This is a genomic window from Echinicola strongylocentroti, from assembly GCF_003260975.1.
Taxonomy (GTDB): domain Bacteria; phylum Bacteroidota; class Bacteroidia; order Cytophagales; family Cyclobacteriaceae; genus Echinicola; species Echinicola strongylocentroti.
Map to the genome: position 1 here is coordinate 4,935,098 of NZ_CP030041.1, position 22,108 is coordinate 4,957,205.

The 22,108-nt window shown below is 41.2% G+C and carries 20 protein-coding genes; 17 read left to right on the forward strand and 3 right to left on the reverse strand.

Annotation, left to right across the window (positions count from 1 at the left end; genetic code table 11):
* The first annotated feature begins 659 nt into the window (after window positions 1–659).
* The 7 genes from DN752_RS19400 (at window position 660) to DN752_RS19430 (ending at window position 11,931) form a co-directional block, all read left to right on the forward strand.
* Complete coding sequence (locus DN752_RS19400) at window positions 660–1,223, forward strand: RNA polymerase sigma-70 factor (protein WP_112785502.1); 564 nt, start codon at window positions 660–662, stop codon at window positions 1,221–1,223.
* A gap of 100 nt (window positions 1,224–1,323) precedes the next feature.
* A complete protein-coding gene (locus tag DN752_RS19405; protein ID WP_112785503.1) occupies window positions 1,324–2,256 on the forward strand; it encodes a FecR family protein in 933 nt (310 codons plus the stop codon).
* A 97-nt stretch (window positions 2,257–2,353) separates the two neighbouring features.
* Window positions 2,354–5,860 carry a SusC/RagA family TonB-linked outer membrane protein gene (locus tag DN752_RS19410; RefSeq protein WP_112785504.1) on the forward strand — a complete coding sequence of 1,169 codons (3,507 nt, stop codon included), beginning with the start codon at window positions 2,354–2,356 and terminating at the stop codon, window positions 5,858–5,860.
* A 13-nt stretch (window positions 5,861–5,873) separates the two neighbouring features.
* Complete coding sequence (locus DN752_RS19415) at window positions 5,874–7,466, forward strand: SusD/RagB family nutrient-binding outer membrane lipoprotein (RefSeq protein WP_112785505.1); 1,593 nt, start codon at window positions 5,874–5,876, stop codon at window positions 7,464–7,466.
* Between the two features lie 33 nt (window positions 7,467–7,499).
* The gene (locus tag DN752_RS19420; protein WP_112785506.1) at window positions 7,500–8,135 is read left to right on the forward strand and encodes a hypothetical protein; all 636 of its coding nucleotides are present in this window, start codon (window positions 7,500–7,502) and stop codon (window positions 8,133–8,135) included.
* A gap of 51 nt (window positions 8,136–8,186) precedes the next feature.
* Window positions 8,187–11,270: a WD40/YVTN/BNR-like repeat-containing protein gene (locus tag DN752_RS19425; RefSeq protein ID WP_211324069.1), complete on the forward strand. Its 3,084-nt coding sequence runs from the start codon at window positions 8,187–8,189 to the stop codon at window positions 11,268–11,270.
* A gap of 103 nt (window positions 11,271–11,373) precedes the next feature.
* Window positions 11,374–11,931 carry a PepSY-associated TM helix domain-containing protein gene (locus DN752_RS19430; protein ID WP_112785508.1) on the forward strand — a complete coding sequence of 186 codons (558 nt, stop codon included), beginning with the start codon at window positions 11,374–11,376 and terminating at the stop codon, window positions 11,929–11,931.
* A 14-nt stretch (window positions 11,932–11,945) separates the two neighbouring features.
* Here DN752_RS19430 and DN752_RS19435 read toward each other — a convergent pair whose 3' ends face one another.
* Complete coding sequence (locus DN752_RS19435) at window positions 11,946–14,279, reverse strand: TonB-dependent receptor plug domain-containing protein (RefSeq protein ID WP_245949322.1); 2,334 nt, start codon at window positions 14,277–14,279, stop codon at window positions 11,946–11,948.
* Window positions 14,280–15,262: 983 nt separating this feature from the next.
* Between DN752_RS19435 and DN752_RS19445 the strand changes: the two genes are divergently transcribed.
* Window positions 15,263–16,024, forward strand: coding sequence for a competence protein CoiA (locus DN752_RS19445; RefSeq protein WP_112785511.1), 762 nt, complete (start codon window positions 15,263–15,265; stop codon window positions 16,022–16,024).
* A gap of 278 nt (window positions 16,025–16,302) precedes the next feature.
* On the opposite strand, the gene DN752_RS19450 is transcribed toward DN752_RS19445, so the two are convergent.
* The gene (locus DN752_RS19450) at window positions 16,303–16,863 is read right to left on the reverse strand and encodes a hypothetical protein (protein ID WP_112785512.1); all 561 of its coding nucleotides are present in this window, start codon (window positions 16,861–16,863) and stop codon (window positions 16,303–16,305) included.
* 861 nt (window positions 16,864–17,724) lie between these two features.
* Here DN752_RS19450 and DN752_RS19460 point away from each other — a divergent pair.
* A complete protein-coding gene (locus tag DN752_RS19460; RefSeq protein ID WP_112785514.1) occupies window positions 17,725–18,933 on the forward strand; it encodes a tyrosine-type recombinase/integrase in 1,209 nt (402 codons plus the stop codon).
* A gap of 2 nt (window positions 18,934–18,935) precedes the next feature.
* Here the strand turns inward: DN752_RS19460 and DN752_RS19465 are convergent, their stop codons facing one another.
* A complete protein-coding gene (locus DN752_RS19465) occupies window positions 18,936–19,376 on the reverse strand; it encodes a helix-turn-helix domain-containing protein (RefSeq protein ID WP_112785515.1) in 441 nt (146 codons plus the stop codon).
* A gap of 128 nt (window positions 19,377–19,504) precedes the next feature.
* On the opposite strand from DN752_RS19465, the gene DN752_RS19470 reads away from it, so the two are divergent.
* The 8 genes from DN752_RS19470 to DN752_RS19505 all read left to right on the forward strand — a co-directional run bounded on the left by DN752_RS19470 (window position 19,505) and on the right by DN752_RS19505 (window position 22,107).
* On the forward strand, window positions 19,505–19,684 hold the full coding sequence (locus DN752_RS19470) for a hypothetical protein (protein WP_112785516.1): 180 nt from the start codon (window positions 19,505–19,507) through the stop codon (window positions 19,682–19,684).
* A gap of 148 nt (window positions 19,685–19,832) precedes the next feature.
* Window positions 19,833–20,018, forward strand: coding sequence for a hypothetical protein (locus tag DN752_RS19475; protein WP_112785517.1), 186 nt, complete (start codon window positions 19,833–19,835; stop codon window positions 20,016–20,018).
* A complete protein-coding gene (locus tag DN752_RS19480) occupies window positions 20,011–20,304 on the forward strand; it encodes a hypothetical protein (RefSeq protein ID WP_112785518.1) in 294 nt (97 codons plus the stop codon). The genes DN752_RS19475 and DN752_RS19480 overlap by 8 nt, the downstream gene beginning before the upstream one ends.
* Before the next feature lie 168 nt (window positions 20,305–20,472).
* Window positions 20,473–20,739: a hypothetical protein gene (locus DN752_RS19485; protein ID WP_112785519.1), complete on the forward strand. Its 267-nt coding sequence runs from the start codon at window positions 20,473–20,475 to the stop codon at window positions 20,737–20,739.
* A gap of 1 nt (window position 20,740) precedes the next feature.
* The gene (locus DN752_RS19490) at window positions 20,741–20,953 is read left to right on the forward strand and encodes a hypothetical protein (protein WP_112785520.1); all 213 of its coding nucleotides are present in this window, start codon (window positions 20,741–20,743) and stop codon (window positions 20,951–20,953) included.
* 311 nt (window positions 20,954–21,264) lie between these two features.
* Window positions 21,265–21,453 carry a hypothetical protein gene (locus DN752_RS19495; protein ID WP_112785521.1) on the forward strand — a complete coding sequence of 63 codons (189 nt, stop codon included), beginning with the start codon at window positions 21,265–21,267 and terminating at the stop codon, window positions 21,451–21,453.
* The gene (locus tag DN752_RS19500) at window positions 21,443–21,625 is read left to right on the forward strand and encodes a hypothetical protein (RefSeq protein WP_112785522.1); all 183 of its coding nucleotides are present in this window, start codon (window positions 21,443–21,445) and stop codon (window positions 21,623–21,625) included. The genes DN752_RS19495 and DN752_RS19500 overlap by 11 nt, the downstream gene beginning before the upstream one ends.
* Before the next feature lie 50 nt (window positions 21,626–21,675).
* Complete coding sequence (locus tag DN752_RS19505) at window positions 21,676–22,107, forward strand: recombination protein NinG (RefSeq protein ID WP_112785523.1); 432 nt, start codon at window positions 21,676–21,678, stop codon at window positions 22,105–22,107.
* Window position 22,108 lies beyond the last annotated feature (1 nt).

The following is a 22,108-nucleotide window of genomic DNA, read 5'->3' on the forward strand; positions in this document are numbered from 1 at the left end:
GTGAACATTCCCTACCAACTATTAAATGTTATAAATTCCTATACACCCCATTTTAATAGATTTTTATTTTGCTATCTAATAAGAACATCCGTCAGGTTAAGTAGATATTACTTCCATAACAATGCATTACGTTTTGGCAAAAGCAAGATGTAGTTTTGTATACAAAACCCTCTTTTCAGCCTCTCAAGTCGGTGGGAAAGGTGCTCGGGACTCGCAGCCTTTGGATGGGGGTGATGGTTGATAGTACCTCAGTCAGGATGGTCGGAATATTGGGGAAACATGATTACTGTTCCAAGGTTATTTTTTCCAGGGGACTTCAAAATTGCCGATAGGTGCTGCCTCAATCCATTTTCCCTCAATAGATAATAACGCGTTTTTGGAAATAGGACGGTGAGGGGGTAGGTCTAAATATTATATGGTATAAATAATGAAATGCTATTGATTTTATCTTCATAAATGAGCAATTCAAATAATAAATTTACTTTTATTTGAATTTGGCTTACTATAAAATTATATTTTCATTATGTTTAAGTAACGCTATTAGAACAACACCTTGAACCAAGGAGCCCCTTAGGTTCCCAAGCCTTATTCCCAAAGTGGCCTGCTTAGTATTTTAAGCACATCATTGCTTTTAGCCCCAACCCTTTATTGTACAAGCTATGCATGAATATTCTAATGAAGAAATGCAGGAATTTTGGGATCGCTTTGTGAAAAATGGAAAGCAATCCGATTTTAAAACCATATACGACCATTATTGGATGAGGATGTATAAGGTGTCTTTGAGTATTTTAAAAGATAAAAGCCTCGCAGAAGATGTGGTGCAGGATATTTTTACCATGCTCTGGAACAAAAGAGATGGTGATGCGCAATCCATTTATCAAATAGGGCATTATCTAATGCGGTCTACCAAGCTTAAGGTATTCCAGTACCTTAGAAATAGTAAGACGCGAAATGAACACCTGAAAAGAATGGATAAGCTTCTTTTGGTGAATACTGTAGAAGAAACAGTCGCCTTTAATGAGACGAGTCTCATCCTAGAACAGTGCATTGGGCGATTGCCAGCCAAATGCCGTAGGGTATTTACGTTAAGCAGAATTGAAAATAAATCAAATCAGGAAATTGCAGAGATTATGGAGATTTCGAATAAGACCGTTGAAGGACATATAACAACGGCTCTTAAGGCCCTGCGAAATGAGTTTACGGCTTATGTAAAGACGAGTTGAATTATTTACAGTAACGTATAGAATGGGGCATTAGAAAATTTTTTTAGATTTTTTTCAAGGGGTAGAGCTAGCGAATGGAACCTACTTATAAATAGCTGAAGTGAAAGAAGAAGATTTCAATAAATTATTGGAAAGGTACGTAGAAGGGAGCCTTTCTCCAGAAGAGTCCAAGCTTTTAGACGAATTCTTTGATTCCTATTTAGAGCAGGAAGATGAGGGGATGGGATCAGGTACAGCGCTAGAGAGGACCAAGGAGACGATGTTTCAGAAAATCACATCAAAAGGTAATAAGGAGGAAGTAGTTCGTAAGGAGCGAATACCTACTTACATGTTATTGGGTCTATTGGCCATTATCCTTTTGTTGTGGACTGGAAGCACGCAGCTATGGAACCAAGATACAAAATGGATAGTAGAGACAGCTCCATTCGGAGAGAATAGGTCGATTGTATTGGACGATGGCACAGAGGTGTTCTTAAATGCAGGAAGTACACTTACATATCCAGAACGGTTTCAATCCAATAAGAGGGAGGTAAGGTTGGAAGGCGAGGGGTTTTTTAAAGTGACTCCTGATAAATTAAGGCCATTTGAGGTGATTTCCGGACAATTAAAGACTACTGTACTGGGCACAAGCTTTAATATAAAGGCTTTTCAAGAATTCCCAATAACCGTATCGGTACTTACCGGAAAAGTGAAGTTGAGCGAAAACGGTCAATCTGTTGATGTAGAAAGTGGGTGGCAATCGGTATTCAAAGGCGTGGACCAAAAGTTTAGCCTGTCCCAAACTGATGTGGAGAAGTCCATTCTATGGAGAGAAGGAGTGATCTCTTTTCAGGATACAGAATTAATAGAAGCATTAGAGGTCATAAAACGCTATTATAACGTACATTTCCAGGTAAACTCTCCTTTGCCAACAGACAAATACATCACTGCTGAATTCGATCAAGAACCTCTACCAAATGTGCTACAGACCTTTAAATATGTAATGGATATTGACTATAGCTATATCAATGATTCCACCATTTTGATAAAATAACTAGCCTATGAAACATAAAAAATGAGGTAGTCAAACTTTGCCAAGTCTTCGGACTACCTCATCACTTATTTAAGTTTAATTAAACTCGAACAAAACTATGCAAATTTATTTACCTAACCAATTAAAAATTGGATTGGCCGGGGGGATTGCGTCCTGTTTACTTGTCCTGCTTATTATTCCCCTTCAGGCAACTACTTACTTGGATAAGTGGGGATATCCCCGCCAAACCGTATCCATAGATGTAAGTGAGAAGTCCTTATTGGAGATTTTTGATACTATTGAATCAAAATCCGATTACGTTTTTGCCTTCGACAATAAAAACCATGATTTCAGAGCGGTTCGCTTAACATTGAAATTTGATCAAGCGCTTATCGATGATGTTTTGAGGTCCATTGAACAAAAAACCGCTTTCGAGTTTAACCGGATAAATAAGGTTATCTCGGTCAGGAAAAAGCGAGTAGATCAGCCATATTTGGAAAGGGATCTGAAAGGGTTGGTGAAAGATGCATTGGGAGAGACTCTTCCGGGAGTCAACGTCATGGTCAAAGGAACAACCATGGGGACTGTAACTGATATTGATGGAGAATTTTCAATTTCCATCCCAGATGAAGAGGAAATCATATTGGTCTTTACCTTTGTAGGTTTTGGCAGCCAAGAGATTGCTGTGTCCGACCAATCTTTTTTGGAAGTGGTCATGGAGGATGATGTCCAGGGACTGAACGAAATTGTGGTCACTGCCGCAGGGATAGAGAGGAATTCAAATACCTTGGGTTATTCAGTATCCACACTGAATTCCGATGAAGTTTCCCAAAGGAACGAGCCTGATCCTATCCGGTCATTAACGGGGAAAATTGCCGGGGTCAATATCCAAGGTGGAGGTGGAGTAGCTGGTGGTACCACCAATATCACCATTCGAGGAAATTCTTCCCTTGGAAATAACAACCAACCACTTTTTGTCGTCGATGGGGTTCCTTTTGACAATTCGTCTTTTGGTCCAGTTGATGGCGAGAACCAGACGCAGTCAGCACAATCGACTACCAACAGAAGTTTTGATATTGACCCGAATAATATAGCCAGCATGACTGTACTTAAAGGAGCAGCAGCAGCGGCACTTTATGGTTCTAGAGCGGCAAATGGTGCCATAATTATTACTACCAAGACAGGTTCGACAGGTAGAAAAGGATTTGAAATCACCTTTAATTCTTCTTATTCACAAGAGCGTATCTCAGGTTTACCGGAATACCAGCGGGTATTCGGACAGGGAACCAGTTGGGATTATCGTCCTGGAGTATATGGATCATACGGAAGTCCCTATTCCAGTAGGGAGACCATCCCTCATCCACTTAGCCCTTCTTATACCTCCGAGGACTTTCCGGAATTTTACCAAGCTGACGGTGTGACCCCTTTGGAAGTGCCGTATCAGTCCTATGCCGGAGAAAGCCAGAAGGATTTCTTTAGGGTAGGAAACTTATTGGAAAATGCCATTTCCATCAATACCGGGAACGAGAAGGGTGGTTTGATGATCGGGGTCAGTAGGATGGATAATAAGGGAATAGTTCCCGGTAACGAAGTGAGTAGGACCTCATTTAATGTGGGGGGAAATGCAGACCTTGAGAACGGATTTTACGTAAGGGGAACCATCAGTTATGTAAAGACCAACCAACAGTCCCCTCCAATTGGAGGAAGGTCTTCGGTTATGGAGAACTTACTTTACCTCGCCAACAGTTATGATCTCACCAATCTTCCCTATGAACATCCTTTAACGGGAGACAATGTGTTTTACCGGGCAATCGATAACCCTTATTGGTCAGTAGAGAATAGTTTGTCCACCAGCGAGGTAAACAGGTACTACGGCAATATTTCTCTCGGAAATCAAATCACCCCTTGGCTGGATGTCAAAAATACCTTTGGCTTCAACGGTTATACTGATGAGCGCACCAGCGTATTGGGGCAAGGGTCAAGCAGGTATGCGCCAGGTGCGATCAATACGGACCATATTTTTCGGCAAGAACTGGACAATACGCTTTTGGTAACCGCCGAATTAAATCCCACTGAAAATTGGTCGTTCAGGGCGATTCTTGGGAATAACATCAATCAACGGTTGACCAGAAGGACAGCTTTCCAAGGAGACCAGATCATTGTTAGGGGGATTGACGATATTCGGAATACCACAACAATTACATTAGCGGATATTCCCAATAACCAAGCACTGGTAAAGCAACGTTACTATGCTTTCTTTGCTGATCTTACCTTTGATTACAAGACTTTCGCATCCATTAATTTTGTGGGAAGAAACGATGTTTCTTCCACGTTGCCAGCAGAAAACAGAAGTTACCTGTATGGTGGCGTTAATGGTTCTTTTGAGTTTACCGAGGCATTCAACCTAAACGGAAGGACGGTTAATTTTGGTTCATTGAGAATAGGTTATACCAAGGTAGGTAATGAGGCACGCCCCTATCAGACCATTAATGTATTCAATGCCAATAGAGAATTCGGAGGACTCGGCTCTCCTTTTAGCAATGCCAATAACTCCAATGTGAGTACCCAGACTATGTCTGACCTGATGACCAATAGTGAGTTACAGCCTGAATTCATCACCGAGTTTGAAGTAGGTTCGGAGATACGGTTATGGCAGAGTCTGGTGACCTTGGATGTTACTTATTATAACAAGAAAAGTACCTCCCAGATTTTTGTGGTGAATGCAGCCCCGTCATCAGGTTACCTTACCCGGATAATCAACTTGGGAGAAACATCGAACAAAGGTGTGGAAATAGGGCTATCCGCAAGTCCATTGATGTCTGACAATGGTTTGAACTGGAACATAAATGCCAATTTTACCAGAAACAGGAACAAGGTTGAGGATATTGGTGATTTTGCCCAATTGACCTATGGTGGGAATGTCCACATCGCAGGAATGCCCTATGGGATGATCTACGGAACGGGCTATGCCAGGGACCAAGACGGGGAAATACTGGTCAACCCCCAAACAGCAAAGCCTATTGCTTCTGCGAGCAGCATTCCTATCGGTGATCCCAATCCTGATTTTATGCTAGGGTTTAGCAATTCTCTTTCATGGAGGGGGATCAACTTCAATTTCCTGTTCGACTGGAAGCAAGGGGGAGACATCCTGTCAACGACTATCGGACAGATGTATGCAAGGGGAATGATCAAGGATTCAGAAGATCGGCCCCATATGATTCATCAAGGAGTGATGGGAGATGTGAATACAAGGACCCCACTGTTGGATGAGAATGGAAACACCATTCCCAATAATACTGCTATCAGTTATAACGAGTACTTTTTTAGCTCAGGTTTTGGTCCGGGGGGGCTGGATGCGGCCAATGTTTTTGATGCCACGGTCATTCGTTTAAGAGAGGTCTCGTTAGGCTATGAATTTCCAAAAAGTCTTTTGGCTAGTACTCCTTTTGGAAGTGTAAATATTTCTTTGAGCGGCAGGAACCTATGGTATTTGGCACCAAACACGCCCGAAGCGATGAACTATGACCCTGAATTAAGTACCTCTTCCTCAAATAACATGGGATATGACCAATTGGGGGTGCCTCCTACAAAAAGGTATGGTGTCAACTTAAGCGTAAGTTTCTAATCATAAAAATAAGATGATGAACTACTTTAAATTTATTAAAACAACCATAAGCATTGGAACTTTCATTTTGGGATTGTCCTCATGTGAAGAGTTTATTGATATCAATGCTGATCCCAGCAATCCGACCGTTCCGGAAACGAATCTGCTCCTGCCGGCAACACAACTGGCTATAGTTGGGAATTTTGACGGGGTGAACCGGGGCGCATCAGCGGTGGCCCAGCATCGGGCATCGGGAAGCTTGAATCGATACAACCAAACCGGTGCCACCTTCGAGAGCTCTTGGATTGGTTTTTACACTGAGGCCATTCCAGACCTTGAAACGATCATCCTTCAGGGCAGCGTAGAAGAAAATTGGGGGTATGTGGCCATTGCGAAACTCCAAAAAGCCTTTTTGTTTAGTGTAATCGTGGACTTATGGGGAAATGCACCCTATTTCCAAGTGGCAACGGAACCTGACCCGGTCTTTGATGATGGTGCAATTATCTATGAGGACTTAATGACCTTGGTGGATGAAGCCATGGTAGATATGGAAAGGGACTTTAATGTGCTGAGTTCTTCGGACCTGTTTTATCAGGGCGATAGGGGGAAATGGGTGAAAATGGCCAATTCCCTAAAACTTAAATTGTTACTTCAGACCAGGAATGTCGACCCTGCGGCTTCGCGTGCGGGCATACTTGAACTGCTGGAAAATGGAGAGTTCATTAACGATAATGAAGACGATTTCACCTTTTTGTATGGAAGCAATACCGCTCCGAATTCCAGGCATCCATGGTATGCAAATGGATATTCTACTAGCAGGGATGGGTATATGAGCATGGTGGTAGTGGACAGGTTAAAGGAACAGGACGATCCTCGCCTGCGATATTATATCTTTCGGATTGACGAAAATGCAGGTTTGGCCAATTCACAAGTGGGAGAAGGGTATTATGGTAGATATCCTGGTGATGGCACCTCCTCACCGGCAGATTTGACCACAAGGGCCATTACCGGTCTTTATCCGGCAGCTGGCCTGTACGATAATGGAGTGATACCCTCCTTGACGGAGGACAATATCTACCTCAATAATATTGGGGCGGTAGAAGGGGCCTCCTCCAATTCATTTATCAATGCACTGTTTGTAAACGGTGATGGTACCGGAGCAGGTGTCCAACCCTTTATTACCAACTGTATGGTGAAATTTTATAGGGCTGAGGCAGCACTCACACTTGATACCGGTGAGGATGCCGGTGAGTTGCTTCGTCAAGCAGTTGAGAGCCATTTTGAGACCATTAACGAAATGTCGACATCGTTTCCTGTTTCCCCAGAGTCTGTACAAGGATTTATTGACAGGTTATTGGAAGAGTTTGACGCTGCCGATGATCAAGGGAAAATGGAGATTTTAATGATGCAAAAATGGATTGCCATGTATGGTAACGGTGTCGAGTCATATAATGACTATAGAAGGACGGGACTGCCCGAACTGGAACCGTTAATGGCCCCATTAGATGTTTTTCCAGAGCGGTATTTCTATGCAGAAACAGAAATGACTTCAAACCAGACGGTGCTTGGTGACAGGGAACAGATCCAACGAAATCAACAGATTACACCGGTGTTTTGGAAGGAATGATGAATTGATGTTTGTACAACTAATTTAAAGAAAATGAACTATTTAAAACATATAAAGGCGTTGCCATTACTGTTATGTTTATCGGCATGTACTTCTGTGGACTATGACTGGGAAAAGTTTAAATTGGCTGGAACCCCTAGGGTCACCCTAGACACGGAGGCTTCGGCATTGCCTACCTTCCAAACCGCCAAGGTGTCGTTTTTCGATATGTCCCAGCCCAATTATGCGTCCGATCAACAATTTGAATGGAGTTTGGACTACTATGATCAAGAAGGCAGGGTAGAGGTCACGGAAATCCAAGTTTATTTAGGGTTTTACAAAGCCGAATCCACGGTTCCAGCTTATCCGATTGTCCTTTCACATGCCGAGGTGAACCCTACCGAAAGCCAATTTCCCCTGCCGAGTATAATAGAAGAAGGAGATATGCTTTTTGACCAGGTGACCGAATTTCCAAAATCCTACAGCTTTACGGCCTCAGAACTTGCCGATCTGGTAGGTATGGACCTGTCGGAGATCGGTGAAAATGATTATTTCCTCTTCAAGTTTACACTGACCATGAGCGATGGGACTACTATTGTTACTTATAATTATAAGGATTGTGACGAAGCAAGAGGAGAGCGGTGTGACTGTAGGGTGGGGGCAAGGTTTAAGAATGCTCCTGAACAGTAATAAGTGCCTATTAGCCAAAAAAACATTGAAATACACTACAACCATAAAGCTATGAAAAAAACAATGATATTAGCGATTTTCCTTCTTTCTTGGAGTTTAGCCAAGCCGGCCATGGCCGATATTACGAAGGAAAAGGCCATAAAGACAGATACCGCCTACTTTAGTACGCTGAAATTTAGAAATGTCGGTCCCACAAGAGGAGGAAGAGTGACTACTGTCGCTGGAGTGGAAGAAAAGCCGGGTACCTTTTATATGGGTAGTACCGGTGGTGGGGTATGGAAGACTGATGATTATGGGGTCACTTACCATAATCTTAGCGATGGATATTTTTCCTCACCTTCTATAGGAGCTATTGCCATCTACCAAAAAAATCCCAAAATTATCTATGTGGGAACAGGATCTGATGGTCTGAGATCCAATGTGATCGCTGGGAAAGGAGTTTATAAAAGTAATGATGGTGGAAAAAGTTGGGAGCATATTGGCTTGCCCAATGCAGGGTTGATAGGGGCTGTTGAAGTGCACCCAGATAATCCCGAAATTGCCTTTGTGGCCGCTATTGGCCAACCATTCCAGCCCAACGAAGACAGAGGTGTTTATAAAACCGTAGATGGGGGAAAAAATTGGGACAAGGTTCTATTCCACTCCGATACAGTCGGGGCTGTCGATCTGGAGTTTGCACCTGATAATTCTGATATTGTCTATACGGCATTATGGAGGGCCGAACGAAAACCGTGGACTGTAATCAGTGGAGCAGACGGTGTTGGCGGTGTATACAAATCAACGGACGGTGGAAAAACTTGGGAGAAAAAGACCTCGGGATTACCTACTGGGTTAATTGGTAAAATTGACCTGGCAGTATCGAAGGCAGACCCCAACAGACTTTATGCCCTAGTGGAAGCACCTGGTGAAGAGGGGGGACTATATCGCTCCAATGATCGGGGCGAGAGTTTCGAGTTTGTCAGCAATAAGGATGGTCTTCTCGACCGCCCATTCTATTACACCAATATCGAATCCAATCCAAAGAATGCCGACGTAGTGTTTTCCATGTCCACCCGGTTTTATAAATCAGCTGATGGAGGGAAGAACTGGAAAATGATGAGAACGCCCCATGGGGACAACCATGACATCTGGATACATCCACAGGACACTTCTTTGTTTATCCAGGCAAATGATGGAGGAGTAAATGTGACCACAAATGGTGGCAAAACCTGGTCTTCCCAGCACAATCAGTCCACTGCAGAGCTATATCAAGTGGAAGTGGATGACCAATACCCGTATTGGCTTTACGCAGGCCAACAGGATAATACCACCATAGCTGTACCAAGTGTCCCCCCTTACAGCGCACCCGCCGGGCCACAAGGGTATTGGTTGAGTGTAGGTGGATGTGAAACAGGGCCAGCCGTTCCCAAGCCAGGAGATCCAAATATTGTGTTTTCCAATTGCAAGGGTAGGTTTGGCGTATACGATAAACGGACCGGTCAAGAGCAACAGTTCTATGTTGGCGCTACCAATATTTATGGACATAGCCCGGATGACCTTACCTATCGTTTCCAACGGGTCTCTCCGGTACATGTCTCTCCCCATGATCCCAATACTGTTTACCATACTTCCCAGTATGTCCACCGTACCAAGGACAACGGGATCACATGGGAACAGATCAGCCCGGATTTGACTGCAAATGAACCGGACAAACAGGTTATTTCTGGAAGCCCAATAACCAGGGATGTTACTGGTGAAGAATACTATAGTACGATTTATGAAATCAATGAATCGCCCCTAGAAAAAGGTGTGATTTGGGTGGGAGCCAATGATGGACCGATACATGTAACACGAAATGATGGGAAAGACTGGAAAAACGTTACGCCAGAAGGACTTCCGGAAGGAGGAAGGGTGGACTGCATTGACCCAAGTCCTCATCAGCCCGGAAAGGCATATGCGTCCATTTTAAGGTACCAACTTGGGGATTGGCATCCCTATATATTCAAAACAGAGGACTATGGTGAAAGCTGGGCCCTGATTACCAATGGCGAGAACGGTATTCCCCAAGATTTCCCCACAAGAACCGTTAGGGAAGATCCTGATCAAGAAGGTGTCCTGTATGCAGGTACGGAATATGGATTGTTCCTGTCACTAAATGATGGTAAGGACTGGCAGCCGTTTCAACAAAACCTTCCGATCACCCCAATAACTGATATAAAGGTGTTTAGGAAAGACTTAATTCTCTCCACTATGGGAAGGGGATTTTGGATCATGGATAATATTTCCCCTGTCCATCAAATTGCCGAAGCCAAAAATACCGATGGCCCTTTTCTTTACCAACCCAAGGATAGCTATCGGTTTCATTACCGAGCCAATGGAGAAGAAAGTACCCCTCATTATCCGGACGCTGGCCTAGCATTGGACTATTTTCTTCCAGAAGGAATTAATGGAAAAGTAGGGATAGAAATTGTCGATGGATCAGGTGAGGTAGTAAGGAGTTTTACCAGCAAAGAGGAGGGCACCGAAAAGGAAGAATCCGATATGTCCACTAACTTTTACTTTAGGGATGTTCGTTCTGAAGTAGGTGCTGAACCGGGCCTTCACAGGTTTCAATGGGATTTGAAGTACCCCGGGCCATGGGATGAAGATTCAAGTAGGGCCTTCCAAAGAGGACCAATGGTCGCTCCAGGGAAGTATCAGGCCCGGTTGACCGTTAATGGGAAAACCATTAGCCAATCTTTTGAAGTGATGGCTGACCCCAGGCTAGAAGATGTTTCGCAAATGGACATGGAAGCCCAAGTGGCTTTGGTGAAACGGATTGTTGAACTCGAATCAGCGGTGAAAAAGGTAGCTGCAAAATTAAAAGAACGAAAAAATACACTTTCAAACGATAATAGCAGGAAAGCCGAAAAGGAACTGGAAAAGTTGGATTGGGTAGAGAGCCAGTTGGAGACCGCAGAAGGTACTTACAGGCAGCCGATGTTGATTGCCCAACTGGGATACTTAAGATCTATGTTGGAACGCGCTGATCAGCGACCAGGAAAAGATGCCTATGATCGATACGAGGAATTGAGTGGAGAGTGGGAAAAAATCTCCTCTGATCTTGATGAAGTGAATATCAATGAAGCTGAATTGGGAGGTATGGCCAAGGATTAACCGTTAATTCAACCTTTTATTTTAACCTTTATATGTTTTGAGGTTCCCCAATTTCGGTTGTGGGAACCTTTTTTAATCCATCGATGAACATAGAAATAATGTTATGCTGTATCTGTTAAAATCGGGAAAGATCGTAAATACCTTAAGAAACTACAGGAAATACCACAGGTGGATAGGGGTGTTTTTATCCATGTTCATTTTGATCAGTTCACTGACAGGGATATTACTCTCTTGGAAAAAACAAAGCGACCTGATACAGCCACCTACACAATTGGTGAAGCAAGAAACCAATGAACCTTGGCTTGCTATTGAGGAAATGGAAATGATAGCAAGTCGAGCCCTGAAAAAGCACCAACCTGAAATCCAAAACAAGATAGATAGGATAGATATCCGTCCGGGTAAAGGGGTCGCAAAGGTACTCTTTGAGCAAGGATATTGGGAGGTTCAACTCGACGGTTATAATGGAGGGGTGCTATCGGTAGAGAGGCGGTATTCGGACCTTATAGAACAGTTGCATGATGGATCTTTTTTTGGTGAGAATTTTAAGCTTTTGGCCATGAATGTCCTGGGGACAGGACTGGTGGTTATGGTAATAACAGGCCTGGTATTATGGTATTGTCCAAAAATAGTCCGTAAACGGAAGAAACATCCTTTTCGGTAATAATCGGCCACTTGTTAAAGATGGAAATTTAAAGCTACAAGGAAATTTCGGCCCGGTCCTGATATTCCTGCGCTATAAGGACGGTAACGCTGATCGGTTATGTTTTCAAGGCCTATGGTAAGGAGTAGATTTTTGCTCACGGCGTAGGTTCCTTTTAGGTTTATCGTATACCAAGATGGGCTATAGTTGTTCCCATTTTCATCCTTGGCATAAATTTCATCTTTTGTCTGCTCCCCAATGGCAAGGTCCTCAAAGTTCCGTTGTCCTTGGTATATCGCCATCAATTCTATGTTGACTTTGTTATGGCCGTAACTAATTGCCGACCTTCCAAAGAAGGGAGGCGCATGTCGGGATGGGCTGACATTTCCTTCGTCGAGTTCTTCTGTCCCCCGTTGATGATTCAGTCGAGTGGAGACGTTTAAGTGAAGGGGAAGTTCCACGTCCATAGAAAGTTGAAAACCATATACCTTGGCAAAGGCAGCGTTTTGAATGGCCTGCACCTTGCTCATTGTGCCATCATAAAGGATACTATCTTGCCCATCCAGTTGGTAATCCCTTCTGACCATAGCGTTTTCCAAAAGCGTATAATAAACCGCTGCATCGAACTTTATGGCTTCGCCTATCTGGGTGGTTGTTCCAATCTCGAGGTTATAGGCATATTCGGACCTAAGCGATGGGTTTGGCACCACTACTGCACCAGGTTCCGAGTCGAAAACCTTTCCCATATCATCCACGTTCGGTGACCGGAAAGCTGTTGCTAAATTGGTCCTGAAACTGGTGTGTTTACCAGAAGCATAGACCAGGCCTATGTTACCGGTGAGTGCTCCATGGTCTATTGTGGCAGACTTGAAGGGGAAATTATAAAAGGTAGTATCAAATGCGGCGGTAAGCAGGTAACGATTATAACGTATGCCGCCCTGCATGGTAATGGCTTGTCCTATAGGGTGTTCGGTGCTGACAAAGGCAGCAATGGAATGCCAGTCCGATTTTGGATAACGTGAAGCCCCAAGAATCGAGCTACCTGTTTCTATATCCTGGTCGAACCCTTGGGAATTTACATGGTCATATACATGTTCCACTCCATAATAAAGTGCCCCGTTGTTATTGAGGTATTTAGAAAAATCGAGGTTAAGTGAATAGGCGTCTACGCGCTCCCTCCTTATTTCACGTGTAATATTGTTCAATGACCTGCTAATTCGACTTTCCCCAAACCGTTGATGGGCAAGTCGGATGCTTATCTTATCATAGAGTTTTTTCGGGCTAATGTGATTTGCTTCCAAATGGTTCATGATCCATTTTTGGGGACCATAGTTCCATTCACCATATCTGGGAAGTCCATCTCGCATTCTGTTATGGCGGTCGTATCTACCATACTGGGAGGTGTTGGAGTAGTGAAAACCATACTGTAAATCCCAATTATTGCCAGGGCTATATCGTACTTTCTGCATGATATTTATTTGAGAGTACCCTGATGGTAGTTGCATTAAGGGATCATCCTGCTGAACGACGCTGTCCTTTCCATTGATCCGTGCCACATAAAAAGGTTTTAAATAATCTTCTGGCCCCTTACTGCCTTGTTTGAGATCATCATAATCAGACACAGTCAAGCTGGTTGCTGTTGCCCATTTTTGGCCTGAAAAGGTTATATCTATATGTCCTGTCCGTTCATTGTTAGCTGATGAATGCCTGAGGGTGGAGTTTACATGCCAAGCGTTTTTTTTATCATCGTGATAGGTGGGCGTCAGTGTGGTGAAGTTCATGACACCACCTATAGCATCACTTCCATAGATGATTGACCGGGGACCGAAGAGTACTTCTGTACTTTCAATTGCGAACGCATCCAAGGAAATGACGTTCTGTAAATTGCCGCTCCTGAAAATTGCATTGTTCATGCGCACACCGTCAATTGAGTATAATAGCCTGTTGGTAGAGAATCCCCGGATCATCGGACTTCCTCCGCCCAACTGGCTTTTTTGGATAAAGACTTCTCCAGTTGTGGCCAAGTGGTCAGCAGCAGTTTGGGGTTGATGAAAAAGCATATCTTCCTGGGACAGGGAAGTCACCTTAAATGGAATATTGTCGCTTAACTGTGTCCATTTTGACCCTGAAACCACGACTTCAACCAATTCCACATCCGATGGTTCCAACCGGACAATAAAGTTAATGGATCGAAGTTGGTCGATGCTCAGTTTTTGCGGGCTGAACCCGGTAGCCCTGACAATGATGTATTGGGATTTGGACGAAAAGGGCAATTGGGCCCTGCCAAAGGTATTGGTTAAACCCTCCTTGAAAGTTGCTGAAGATATTATCAAGGCATTCTCAATGGGGTTGCCTGTTGATACGTTCAAGACTTCCAACGTTTGACAAAATCCGAAACGCACGGCAACTATAAGAAGGGCTAAAATGAATATTCTTTTTGACATGAGGTGTTTTTTAATAGGATGAATAAATACCTCCCATTGCTGGGTCAAAAAGAAAGAAGTTGGAAAGTTGGTGTTAGGTAGGCTTTCTTACTGGAAGTATGGGTTTACAGGATGTCATAGCGAAGAAATGCAATTAGTCCAAGATATGGAAAATAAAAATGTAATAAAATAGGTGATCACTTACAGTGGAGGTTTTGTTCTTTCAATGGTTCTTGGCAGGTTTGGATGGAATTATGTTTTGCCTTCCAATAAGCACTGTAATGAATAAATTAAAATTCTTGTTAAAAACCGAGGGTAGGAAGTGATTCAGGGAACCTATAGATGAAAGAAAGAATGTTGATTTGGTTTAAGTAGGTTAAAAAAGAGTGCTCTTAAAGAGATGAAAGGAGGATGTCTTAAGCAAATTCCTTTATCAAGGTTGGGCGCTCTTTTTTATAGTTTCACGCTCATTATATATGGCTTTGATAGCCTAAAGACATTCAAAAAAAGTAAATCCGCCAAAAGATTACTCCCCGCATTGGATGATGAGTATAGAGCTAAAATCCTTAAATGCTAATAGCGATTTCCGTGGTAAGTTGTATTTTATTAGGGAAGAGATAGAAAATTGGATAACGTCAAAACAGAAATCAAGCAGAATAGAAGGGGTGTTTTTAATCCTATCCGAAACTATAAGGATCGTGGGTTTAAAAAGAAGTAATCAGATACGCTATAAAGCTGGAAATTGCACACCGTGGCATGCCCTCAATATGGTCCAAGGTTTTGATTTTAAAAATACTATGAGCTTTGCGTTGCTAAAAATTAGATAACATGAAGCCCATTAACTTTTAAGTCAATTGGTGTCAATCTTTATATTTAAACAAATGTAATTCATTAATTTACCATTAAATCAATTACAAAAACGATAAAACATGAAGTTCGCAATTGTTGATGGTAAGAAAATGGAGGCCAATAAAGGTTTAAAGGGTATTTGTCCATGTTGTAAATCGGAAGTCTTTGCCAAATGTGGCGAAGTAAAAATTAATCATTGGGCACATAAACGTAATTGTGACATCTGGTGGGAAAATGAAACGGAATGGCATAGACAATGGAAAAATCATTTTCCGGAAGATTGGCAAGAAATTATACAGTTTGACCGAAACGGTGAAAAGCACATCGCCGATGTAAAAACAGAAAAAGGTTGGGTACTGGAAATTCAGCATTCATATATCACAGCTGAAGAACGGAATTCAAGAACCCATTTTTATTCTAAATTAGTTTGGGTAATTGATGGCTTAAGAAGAAAAACTGATAGAATACAATTCCAGAGAATTTTGGAAGAAAGTTCTAGAGCCCCAGTTGGCAACGTTAATATCCGGAAGATAAACTTTCCAGAAGAATCTCGACTTCTAAAAGAATGGCTTAATTGTAGGGTACCAGTATTCTTTGATTTTGATAAATCGGGATTATGGTTTTTACTTCCTCTACATATTAAAGATGAAGCCTACTTGATAGATTTTTCTCGGGAAGAATTTATCAAAGTTCATAATAAAGAGGGATTTGACGAATTGATGAATGAAATCATTCCAAATATCCGAAATATGATAGTTGAGTATAAGAGGAAAATTTCTAATCGGTCTGTCAATGACCTGCTTAATCCTAGAAGAACAAATACTAAAAGACGTCGATTTTAAATCTCTAATAAAAGCACTGGAAACCAAATAATGGGCTGATCCTGAATGTATAATCGGGTGATGTTGCCATCGATCGGGCTATCCCGACCACAGCAAAATATCCGCCGAAAATACCTGACTTTTTGACCTCAACCCTTCCAAAATACAAATGAGAAAAATGGCTTTCCCATAATCACCTCATCCGCAGCACTTGTTCGTTCAACACTGCATCCATGTTCGGCCGTTCCGGCCACACAAATGCTTAGTTATTGTAGCTAGTTTTTTATTAGACATCTTGACTATATTTTTTTGTCGTAAATTTTGGTTAACCGAATATACAGGTTTATCAGCTTAGGTTGAAGTTTTGAATTAAGAAAAATGTCAACGTTTTTGTCACTTCCATGATTTGTGATTATTTGTTTTAGTCGAGCATTAATATTGTGTAGGTCTTCGTCTTTTCTAATTCTTTTTATTTTCAAATTTTCTTGAATATGTTCGTAACCATTCTGAAAAATATGGCAAACACCGTGTCTTCTATATTCTATGTAATCTTTTTCCTCTTTTGATAATTCATGTTTAATTTCATTTAGTCCGTCTATAAGTGAGTTATACCATTCTCGCTTATTTTCATTGTATCCTTTTTCTAGACTTTGCAAAACTTTAACGGCAAAGACTAATCCTTCTGTAAGTACTTCATAAAGTTTTATGTAAAACATTTCTTGATATATGAAGTCCCAATTTTTTGTAAGTTCATTATTAAGATAAAAAAGAGACTTTAACCACTGCTCAAACTGCGCTTGCTGGACAAAGGTTTTGATTTTGAAATCTCTTAGAAATTCATCTTTAGGAAATCTATCCATTTTGGTTTAGATTGGTGAAATTGCCTACAACGCTTGTATAAACGTAACTCCATTAATTTTTATACCCACATACAAGCGGATAATTTTTAAAATTAAGCCTTCCCCACTTTCCAAAATATCCCCAAACAAGGTGTTTTCAGTAAAGGGATGCTGCGAAATCAATGGTTTATTTATCCCCCAACGGGTTGTCTGGGCAAATAAAGACTTTGGAAACGCCGCGGCCATGGCTAGGTGAGTGTGTGGTTGCATATTGAGTAGTAGTGTTATTTGTCAAAAAGCGGCTATCGCCAAATCAAATATAGAAATTTTTAACATTTTCAAAAATACAAGAAGGCTTTGAGTACTAATTACCCCTAAGAATTACTACAAAATTTGAGATCTATTAAATTTAATTAGGATCAATTCTTTACTACAAAAAACTAGGGAAACCGAATTTTACCAGAGACAGAGAAGAGACAGAAAATTGGATAAATTCAAAATAGAAATCAAGCAGAATAGAAGAGGTGTTTTTAATCTTATCCGAAACTATAAAAACCGCGATTTTAAAAAAGAAGTAGCGAAATCTTATATTATTATACCGCCCTAACTATCAATCGATTACTACATTGTTTTACTTATCAAATCCTTGACTTTCAGCTATCCGAAATCAGGTGCAGTTTTTTGCAAATATTTTGCAAATAAAAAAGCCACTTACAATTTTTAATCGTAAGTGGCTGATTTTCAGTGGGCCCACCTGGGCTCATATTATGAATACTTTTAAAGGTTTTTAAACTGTTTTTTGGATAATTGTTTTAGTTTGGTTTAAATTTGGTTTCAAAGTATTTAAAACTATTCGTTTTTTTAGTCGCTTAAATATTCGCTATGAAACCAGTAAGTGTAGGTTTTAACCTCGATAAAGCAAGTAACATTCAAAGTGGTCTTCGTGCCAGATTCTCCTATAAAGGTAAGCAATTCCTTTACAGCACCGGTATAATTGTACTGTCCGAAAATTGGGAGAAGTCTAAGCAAAGGATGAACCCTAAAAAGGAATTTGGCTGGGAGGTCAATGACCAGTTGGATGAAATTTCGAAGGTCATTAAAAAGGTAGTGATAAGTCTATATATCCATAAATCGGACGTTATTACCAGTAAGCAAATGAAATTTCTTATCGATGCTGCACGACAGGCAAAACAGGAAGAAGCCAAACCTGTCAGCAGCACCAATAGTGTCAAGGAGTTTTTTGAAGATTGGATAACAAAAAAATCTAAAGGGAAGGACGGATACTTTAAGCGCAGGTGGAAAACCACCGTAAATAATGCTTTAGAAATCTATCCATTGTTACGGTTTACTGATATTAACGAGGCTTTCTTTTCTGATTACGTGGAGAATCTGGCGGATGTAGAGCAGAATGTTAACAACACGATTAACGGAAAGGTCAAGCGAATGCAGCAACTATGCAGGGAGGCAATGAAATACGGATATACCGTAAATCCACATTTCAATGATTTCCGTTTCCCTGGTGAGAAATTACCACCGGTATACCTAACCTGGAAGGAGGTTGAAAAGATAGAACAGCAGGATCCGGACTTTTATTCTGATGCATTCCTTTTCCGGTGCTATACTGGTGTTAGATTCTCGGATATGAAAAACCTAAATCAATACATGATCCAAAAAAATGGAGGTAAGATGGTCTTAAGGTTTGATATCGTGAAGCAAAGAAAACACCACTTGATATTCCTTCCCAAACAAGCTTACAACCTATGGAAGCGGAATGACTTTAATTGGTCCCGTAATAGAAACCAGACCGAGAACGAGCAAATAAAGATCATCGCCAAGCGTGCCAAACTCAGGAGGCTTGTACAGATCATGAGGCACCGTAACGATAAACTAGAAGTAAAACAGTCCCCTATCTTCGATATCATAAGCACACACATGGCCAGACGTACATTTGCCAGGGAATGGTACGAACGGGGCGGGGATCTTAATAAACTTAGGGAGTATCTAGGACACGCTGAACTTGCAACGACACTGAACTATATAGGAGTAGAAAATGATGAGGTAAATAACGAGGCTAGTAGGTTGTTCGGGTGATATTACTTGATATTGTTCAGGTCTTCAATAAGCTCAATTATTCTATCTGGAAGGGAGTGGTTGTCACTTTCTTTTTTGAGTTGTTTGGCAATTCTTAAAAACTGGTCATTCTCAAGGACAAGGTCCCTGTAATGTTCATTGCTATGTGCAGCATCCCGGACAATGTCCTGTATGTATTTCTTTATATCTGATAATTCATTTTGAAGGTTCTTATATATAGATATATTAGGGTCTGATAATATTCCTGATGATTTTTTTATACCAAACAGATCCTTGAGTTGCTTAAAGTTCTCCCCTTTTGGCTCGCTTTTACCCAGCTCCCATTTTGACACACTTTGTGTGGACACTCCTAGGTATTTCGCCAATTCTGATTGGCTCCATCCTTTATTCTCCCTTGCGTTTTTTATCTGCTCAGGAAGTGATTTATCATAGGTTTTAGTCATTATTTACACTTTTGGTTTAAAAAAGTTGAATATTAGTTGTTTTTTAGTTGTAATACCTGTATGTTTGATACATGCTATAGACGCCATAGCACTCATAAAGGTTTTAATAATTTAAAATTGATATAAAAATGGTTGAAAAACAAGATTCTGAAAAGAGAGTTGCGCAGCAGGTAAGAATTTGGCTTTCCCCTGATGAATACGCCAAGCTTAATGAATTGAAATTCAAGGAAAAAAGGATTCATCAAGAGACAAGAGACTTCGCAAAGGAACTGATATTAGAAGGTATCAGTAAGAGGGATAAAAAATAGACATATTTTTTTGTCCTTATCATCAACTAAAATAACCTAAAATCAACCAAAAATACATCGTTATGGAAACTTTAACATATCTAGGCTATTTCCTAGCAGCCTGTTTCTCAATCCTATTTTTTGTGTTCAAACCAAGGAAAAGTAAAGGATGAGATTTTATTACAGATATCGGTCTGGATTTATGGCCATGGCAGTAAGTATGGCCTTATCCCTTGGTTTTGTGAGTGTGATATCCTCGTACGTTCCAGGAATTAAACTGGAAACACTAAGGAGAAAAGGAAGCCGTAGGGCCAGAAGGTTGTTTGACTTTGAATGGGAGGAGGAAGATGAATAGATTAAGCCTTAGACCCAAATCACAGGAGATCCTTTCTTTACTGGATTACATTGGCCTAAAGGACAATGTGAGGGTTCAGCTTAATAAACTCTCTCCTGATGTAATAGGCGAAATAGCTGGATACTTCAAATTGAAGGTATACACGCCTGAGGACCACCCAATGGATTTCTATTTCTGCAAAGGATATTTTGATCCTAGTGGTAGGGTTATTCCCACGAAGCGAAATTCAACTGGTAGTTTCTCCCTTAGCTCTGTAAGCAACCTGCCACAAGAAATATTCCTATGAAATGGAGTGGTACCGATAAGGTAATTATGAGAGTATACTACCCAATAAAAGGTATCGGATGGATGGTTAAGGTACTTGGTAGGAGTGAAAGCACTATCAGGAACCGAGCGACTAAAATGGGGCTTCAAAAGACCAACGAGTTTAAGAGAAACATTTACAGAGAGGTTTATGAAAACAGGAAACGTACTGGTAATAGAATACGACCAGCTTCCTTTGCTCGCAAGAGAACTTGCGGGGATGATCAGGAACGAAATTGAACGGGAAGACAATGATATTTATCTAACTGCCCGCCAGCTATCGGAACGTATACCAGCCATGAGCGAGGACAAGATTAAGCGCCAGATCAGGGCAAAAAAATACGGTAAGAAAATGAGTGACAACGGGGTACTTGTTGCCCGACCAAGTGAAGTTTTGAAATATAACAAACTCAATTGAAATGGACGCAATAGACAGAATAAAACATGAGCTTAGCGTGGAGGTGAAACAGGCTTTCCACCATATCAATTATGGCACTGAAAGGCTTGTCGAATTGGACATGATTGCCCAGAAGGCAGGAATGCAAGTGAACTGGCAAGACCAGTGCTTAAAGGAAATCCAGCCAGAGGACAGTGTTATCCTTAAGGTTGATTTTAACAGGCAGAAAGCATGAGATCCCAATCAAAGACCCTACGTGATGAATTCCTTATCGTATGGGGTGTTGTAGGAGGTTTAAGCAGCGTAACCACTGCCATCATTATCAAGTTAGCTACTTCCTATATCAAGGAGATTATTTTAACTATATCCTCAATATTATGACATCAGAAACAAGATCGGTCCTTACCGAAAAAGCGGTAAAGGAGATTATTCCTAACAGGTTGAAATGGTATAAGCAGTTAAGTCTAAAACCAGAGATGAAAAGAAAAATAATCTTGGTTTCAAAGAAATACGGACTTAATCCTGAAACCTTAACCAAAATAGTACATGGCTGAAATGACACTTATTACAGTAAAAGACAGGGTAGCCCAGAGGAACGGATTTAGAGACTGGTCCCATTTCCTTTTCAATAAGCCTACAATTGAAAAAGTTCTAATCTTCAGTGACCAAATAGCAGAGCTATATGCAATGAATAAGGCCGTGGAGGCAACCAAAAAAAGGGATAATGGCCAATAACATTTGGATAGATCACCTACAAAAGGTAGAAGAAGTAAGGGAGCTTCAGCGTAAGTATTTCGAGACCAAAAGCAAGTTGTACTTAGCAAAGTCAAAGGTTGCTGAGGTGGAACTGGATCAGATGACCAGGAATTTAAAGAAAATAGCAATTGAAAAAGGTATGTATAATTAGAGGGTAATATTTTTTTACCCTATTTATCAACCAAAAGTTGAATTTAGTTTATGGAAAGTTTGTATAGACAAAAGTACCAAGATAAAAAGCTAAGCTGGCTGTTGGAAAAAGCTCAAGAAGCCTTTAACAGGTATATCAGAAAGAGGGATAACAACAACCCTAGAAAGGGATTTTTCACATGTATATCATGCGGAAAGGTAAGGGATGAAAAGTACCTTCAAGCTGGCCACTATATGCCGGCAGGATCCAACGCTCCTGTAAGATTTGACGAAATGAACGTACATGGGCAGTGTGTAGAATGTAACACCTATCTGCATGGTAATCAGGAGGCATACAGAAGGGGCCTAGTAAGGAAGTACGGAGAAGAGGCGGTGGAGGATCTGGAACTTAAAGCCAAACAGATGTGGAAATGGTCCAGGCCTGAAATAATAGCAATCATTACAGATTACAGGGCAAAGGTGAAGGAGGTGAACTATGACTAAT

Coding starts and splice junctions, on each gene's coding strand:
- DN752_RS19480 (WP_112785518.1), top strand. CDS start 20,011: ATGAATAGATTAAGCCTTAGACCCAAATCACAGGAGATCCTTTCTTTA.
- DN752_RS19400 (WP_112785502.1), top strand. CDS start 660: ATGCATGAATATTCTAATGAAGAAATGCAGGAATTTTGGGATCGCTTT.
- DN752_RS19425 (WP_211324069.1), top strand. CDS start 8,187: ATGAAAAAAACAATGATATTAGCGATTTTCCTTCTTTCTTGGAGTTTA.
- DN752_RS19415 (WP_112785505.1), top strand. CDS start 5,874: ATGATGAACTACTTTAAATTTATTAAAACAACCATAAGCATTGGAACT.
- DN752_RS19410 (WP_112785504.1), top strand. CDS start 2,354: ATGCAAATTTATTTACCTAACCAATTAAAAATTGGATTGGCCGGGGGG.
- DN752_RS19445 (WP_112785511.1), top strand. CDS start 15,263: ATGAAGTTCGCAATTGTTGATGGTAAGAAAATGGAGGCCAATAAAGGT.
- DN752_RS19430 (WP_112785508.1), top strand. CDS start 11,374: ATGCTGTATCTGTTAAAATCGGGAAAGATCGTAAATACCTTAAGAAAC.
- DN752_RS19465 (WP_112785515.1), bottom strand. CDS start 19,376: ATGACTAAAACCTATGATAAATCACTTCCTGAGCAGATAAAAAACGCA.
- DN752_RS19495 (WP_112785521.1), top strand. CDS start 21,265: ATGGCTGAAATGACACTTATTACAGTAAAAGACAGGGTAGCCCAGAGG.
- DN752_RS19475 (WP_112785517.1), top strand. CDS start 19,833: ATGAGATTTTATTACAGATATCGGTCTGGATTTATGGCCATGGCAGTA.
- DN752_RS19450 (WP_112785512.1), bottom strand. CDS start 16,863: ATGGATAGATTTCCTAAAGATGAATTTCTAAGAGATTTCAAAATCAAA.
- DN752_RS19485 (WP_112785519.1), top strand. CDS start 20,473: ATGAAAACAGGAAACGTACTGGTAATAGAATACGACCAGCTTCCTTTG.
- DN752_RS19420 (WP_112785506.1), top strand. CDS start 7,500: ATGAACTATTTAAAACATATAAAGGCGTTGCCATTACTGTTATGTTTA.
- DN752_RS19490 (WP_112785520.1), top strand. CDS start 20,741: ATGGACGCAATAGACAGAATAAAACATGAGCTTAGCGTGGAGGTGAAA.
- DN752_RS19505 (WP_112785523.1), top strand. CDS start 21,676: ATGGAAAGTTTGTATAGACAAAAGTACCAAGATAAAAAGCTAAGCTGG.
- DN752_RS19470 (WP_112785516.1), top strand. CDS start 19,505: ATGGTTGAAAAACAAGATTCTGAAAAGAGAGTTGCGCAGCAGGTAAGA.
- DN752_RS19460 (WP_112785514.1), top strand. CDS start 17,725: ATGAAACCAGTAAGTGTAGGTTTTAACCTCGATAAAGCAAGTAACATT.
- DN752_RS19500 (WP_112785522.1), top strand. CDS start 21,443: ATGGCCAATAACATTTGGATAGATCACCTACAAAAGGTAGAAGAAGTA.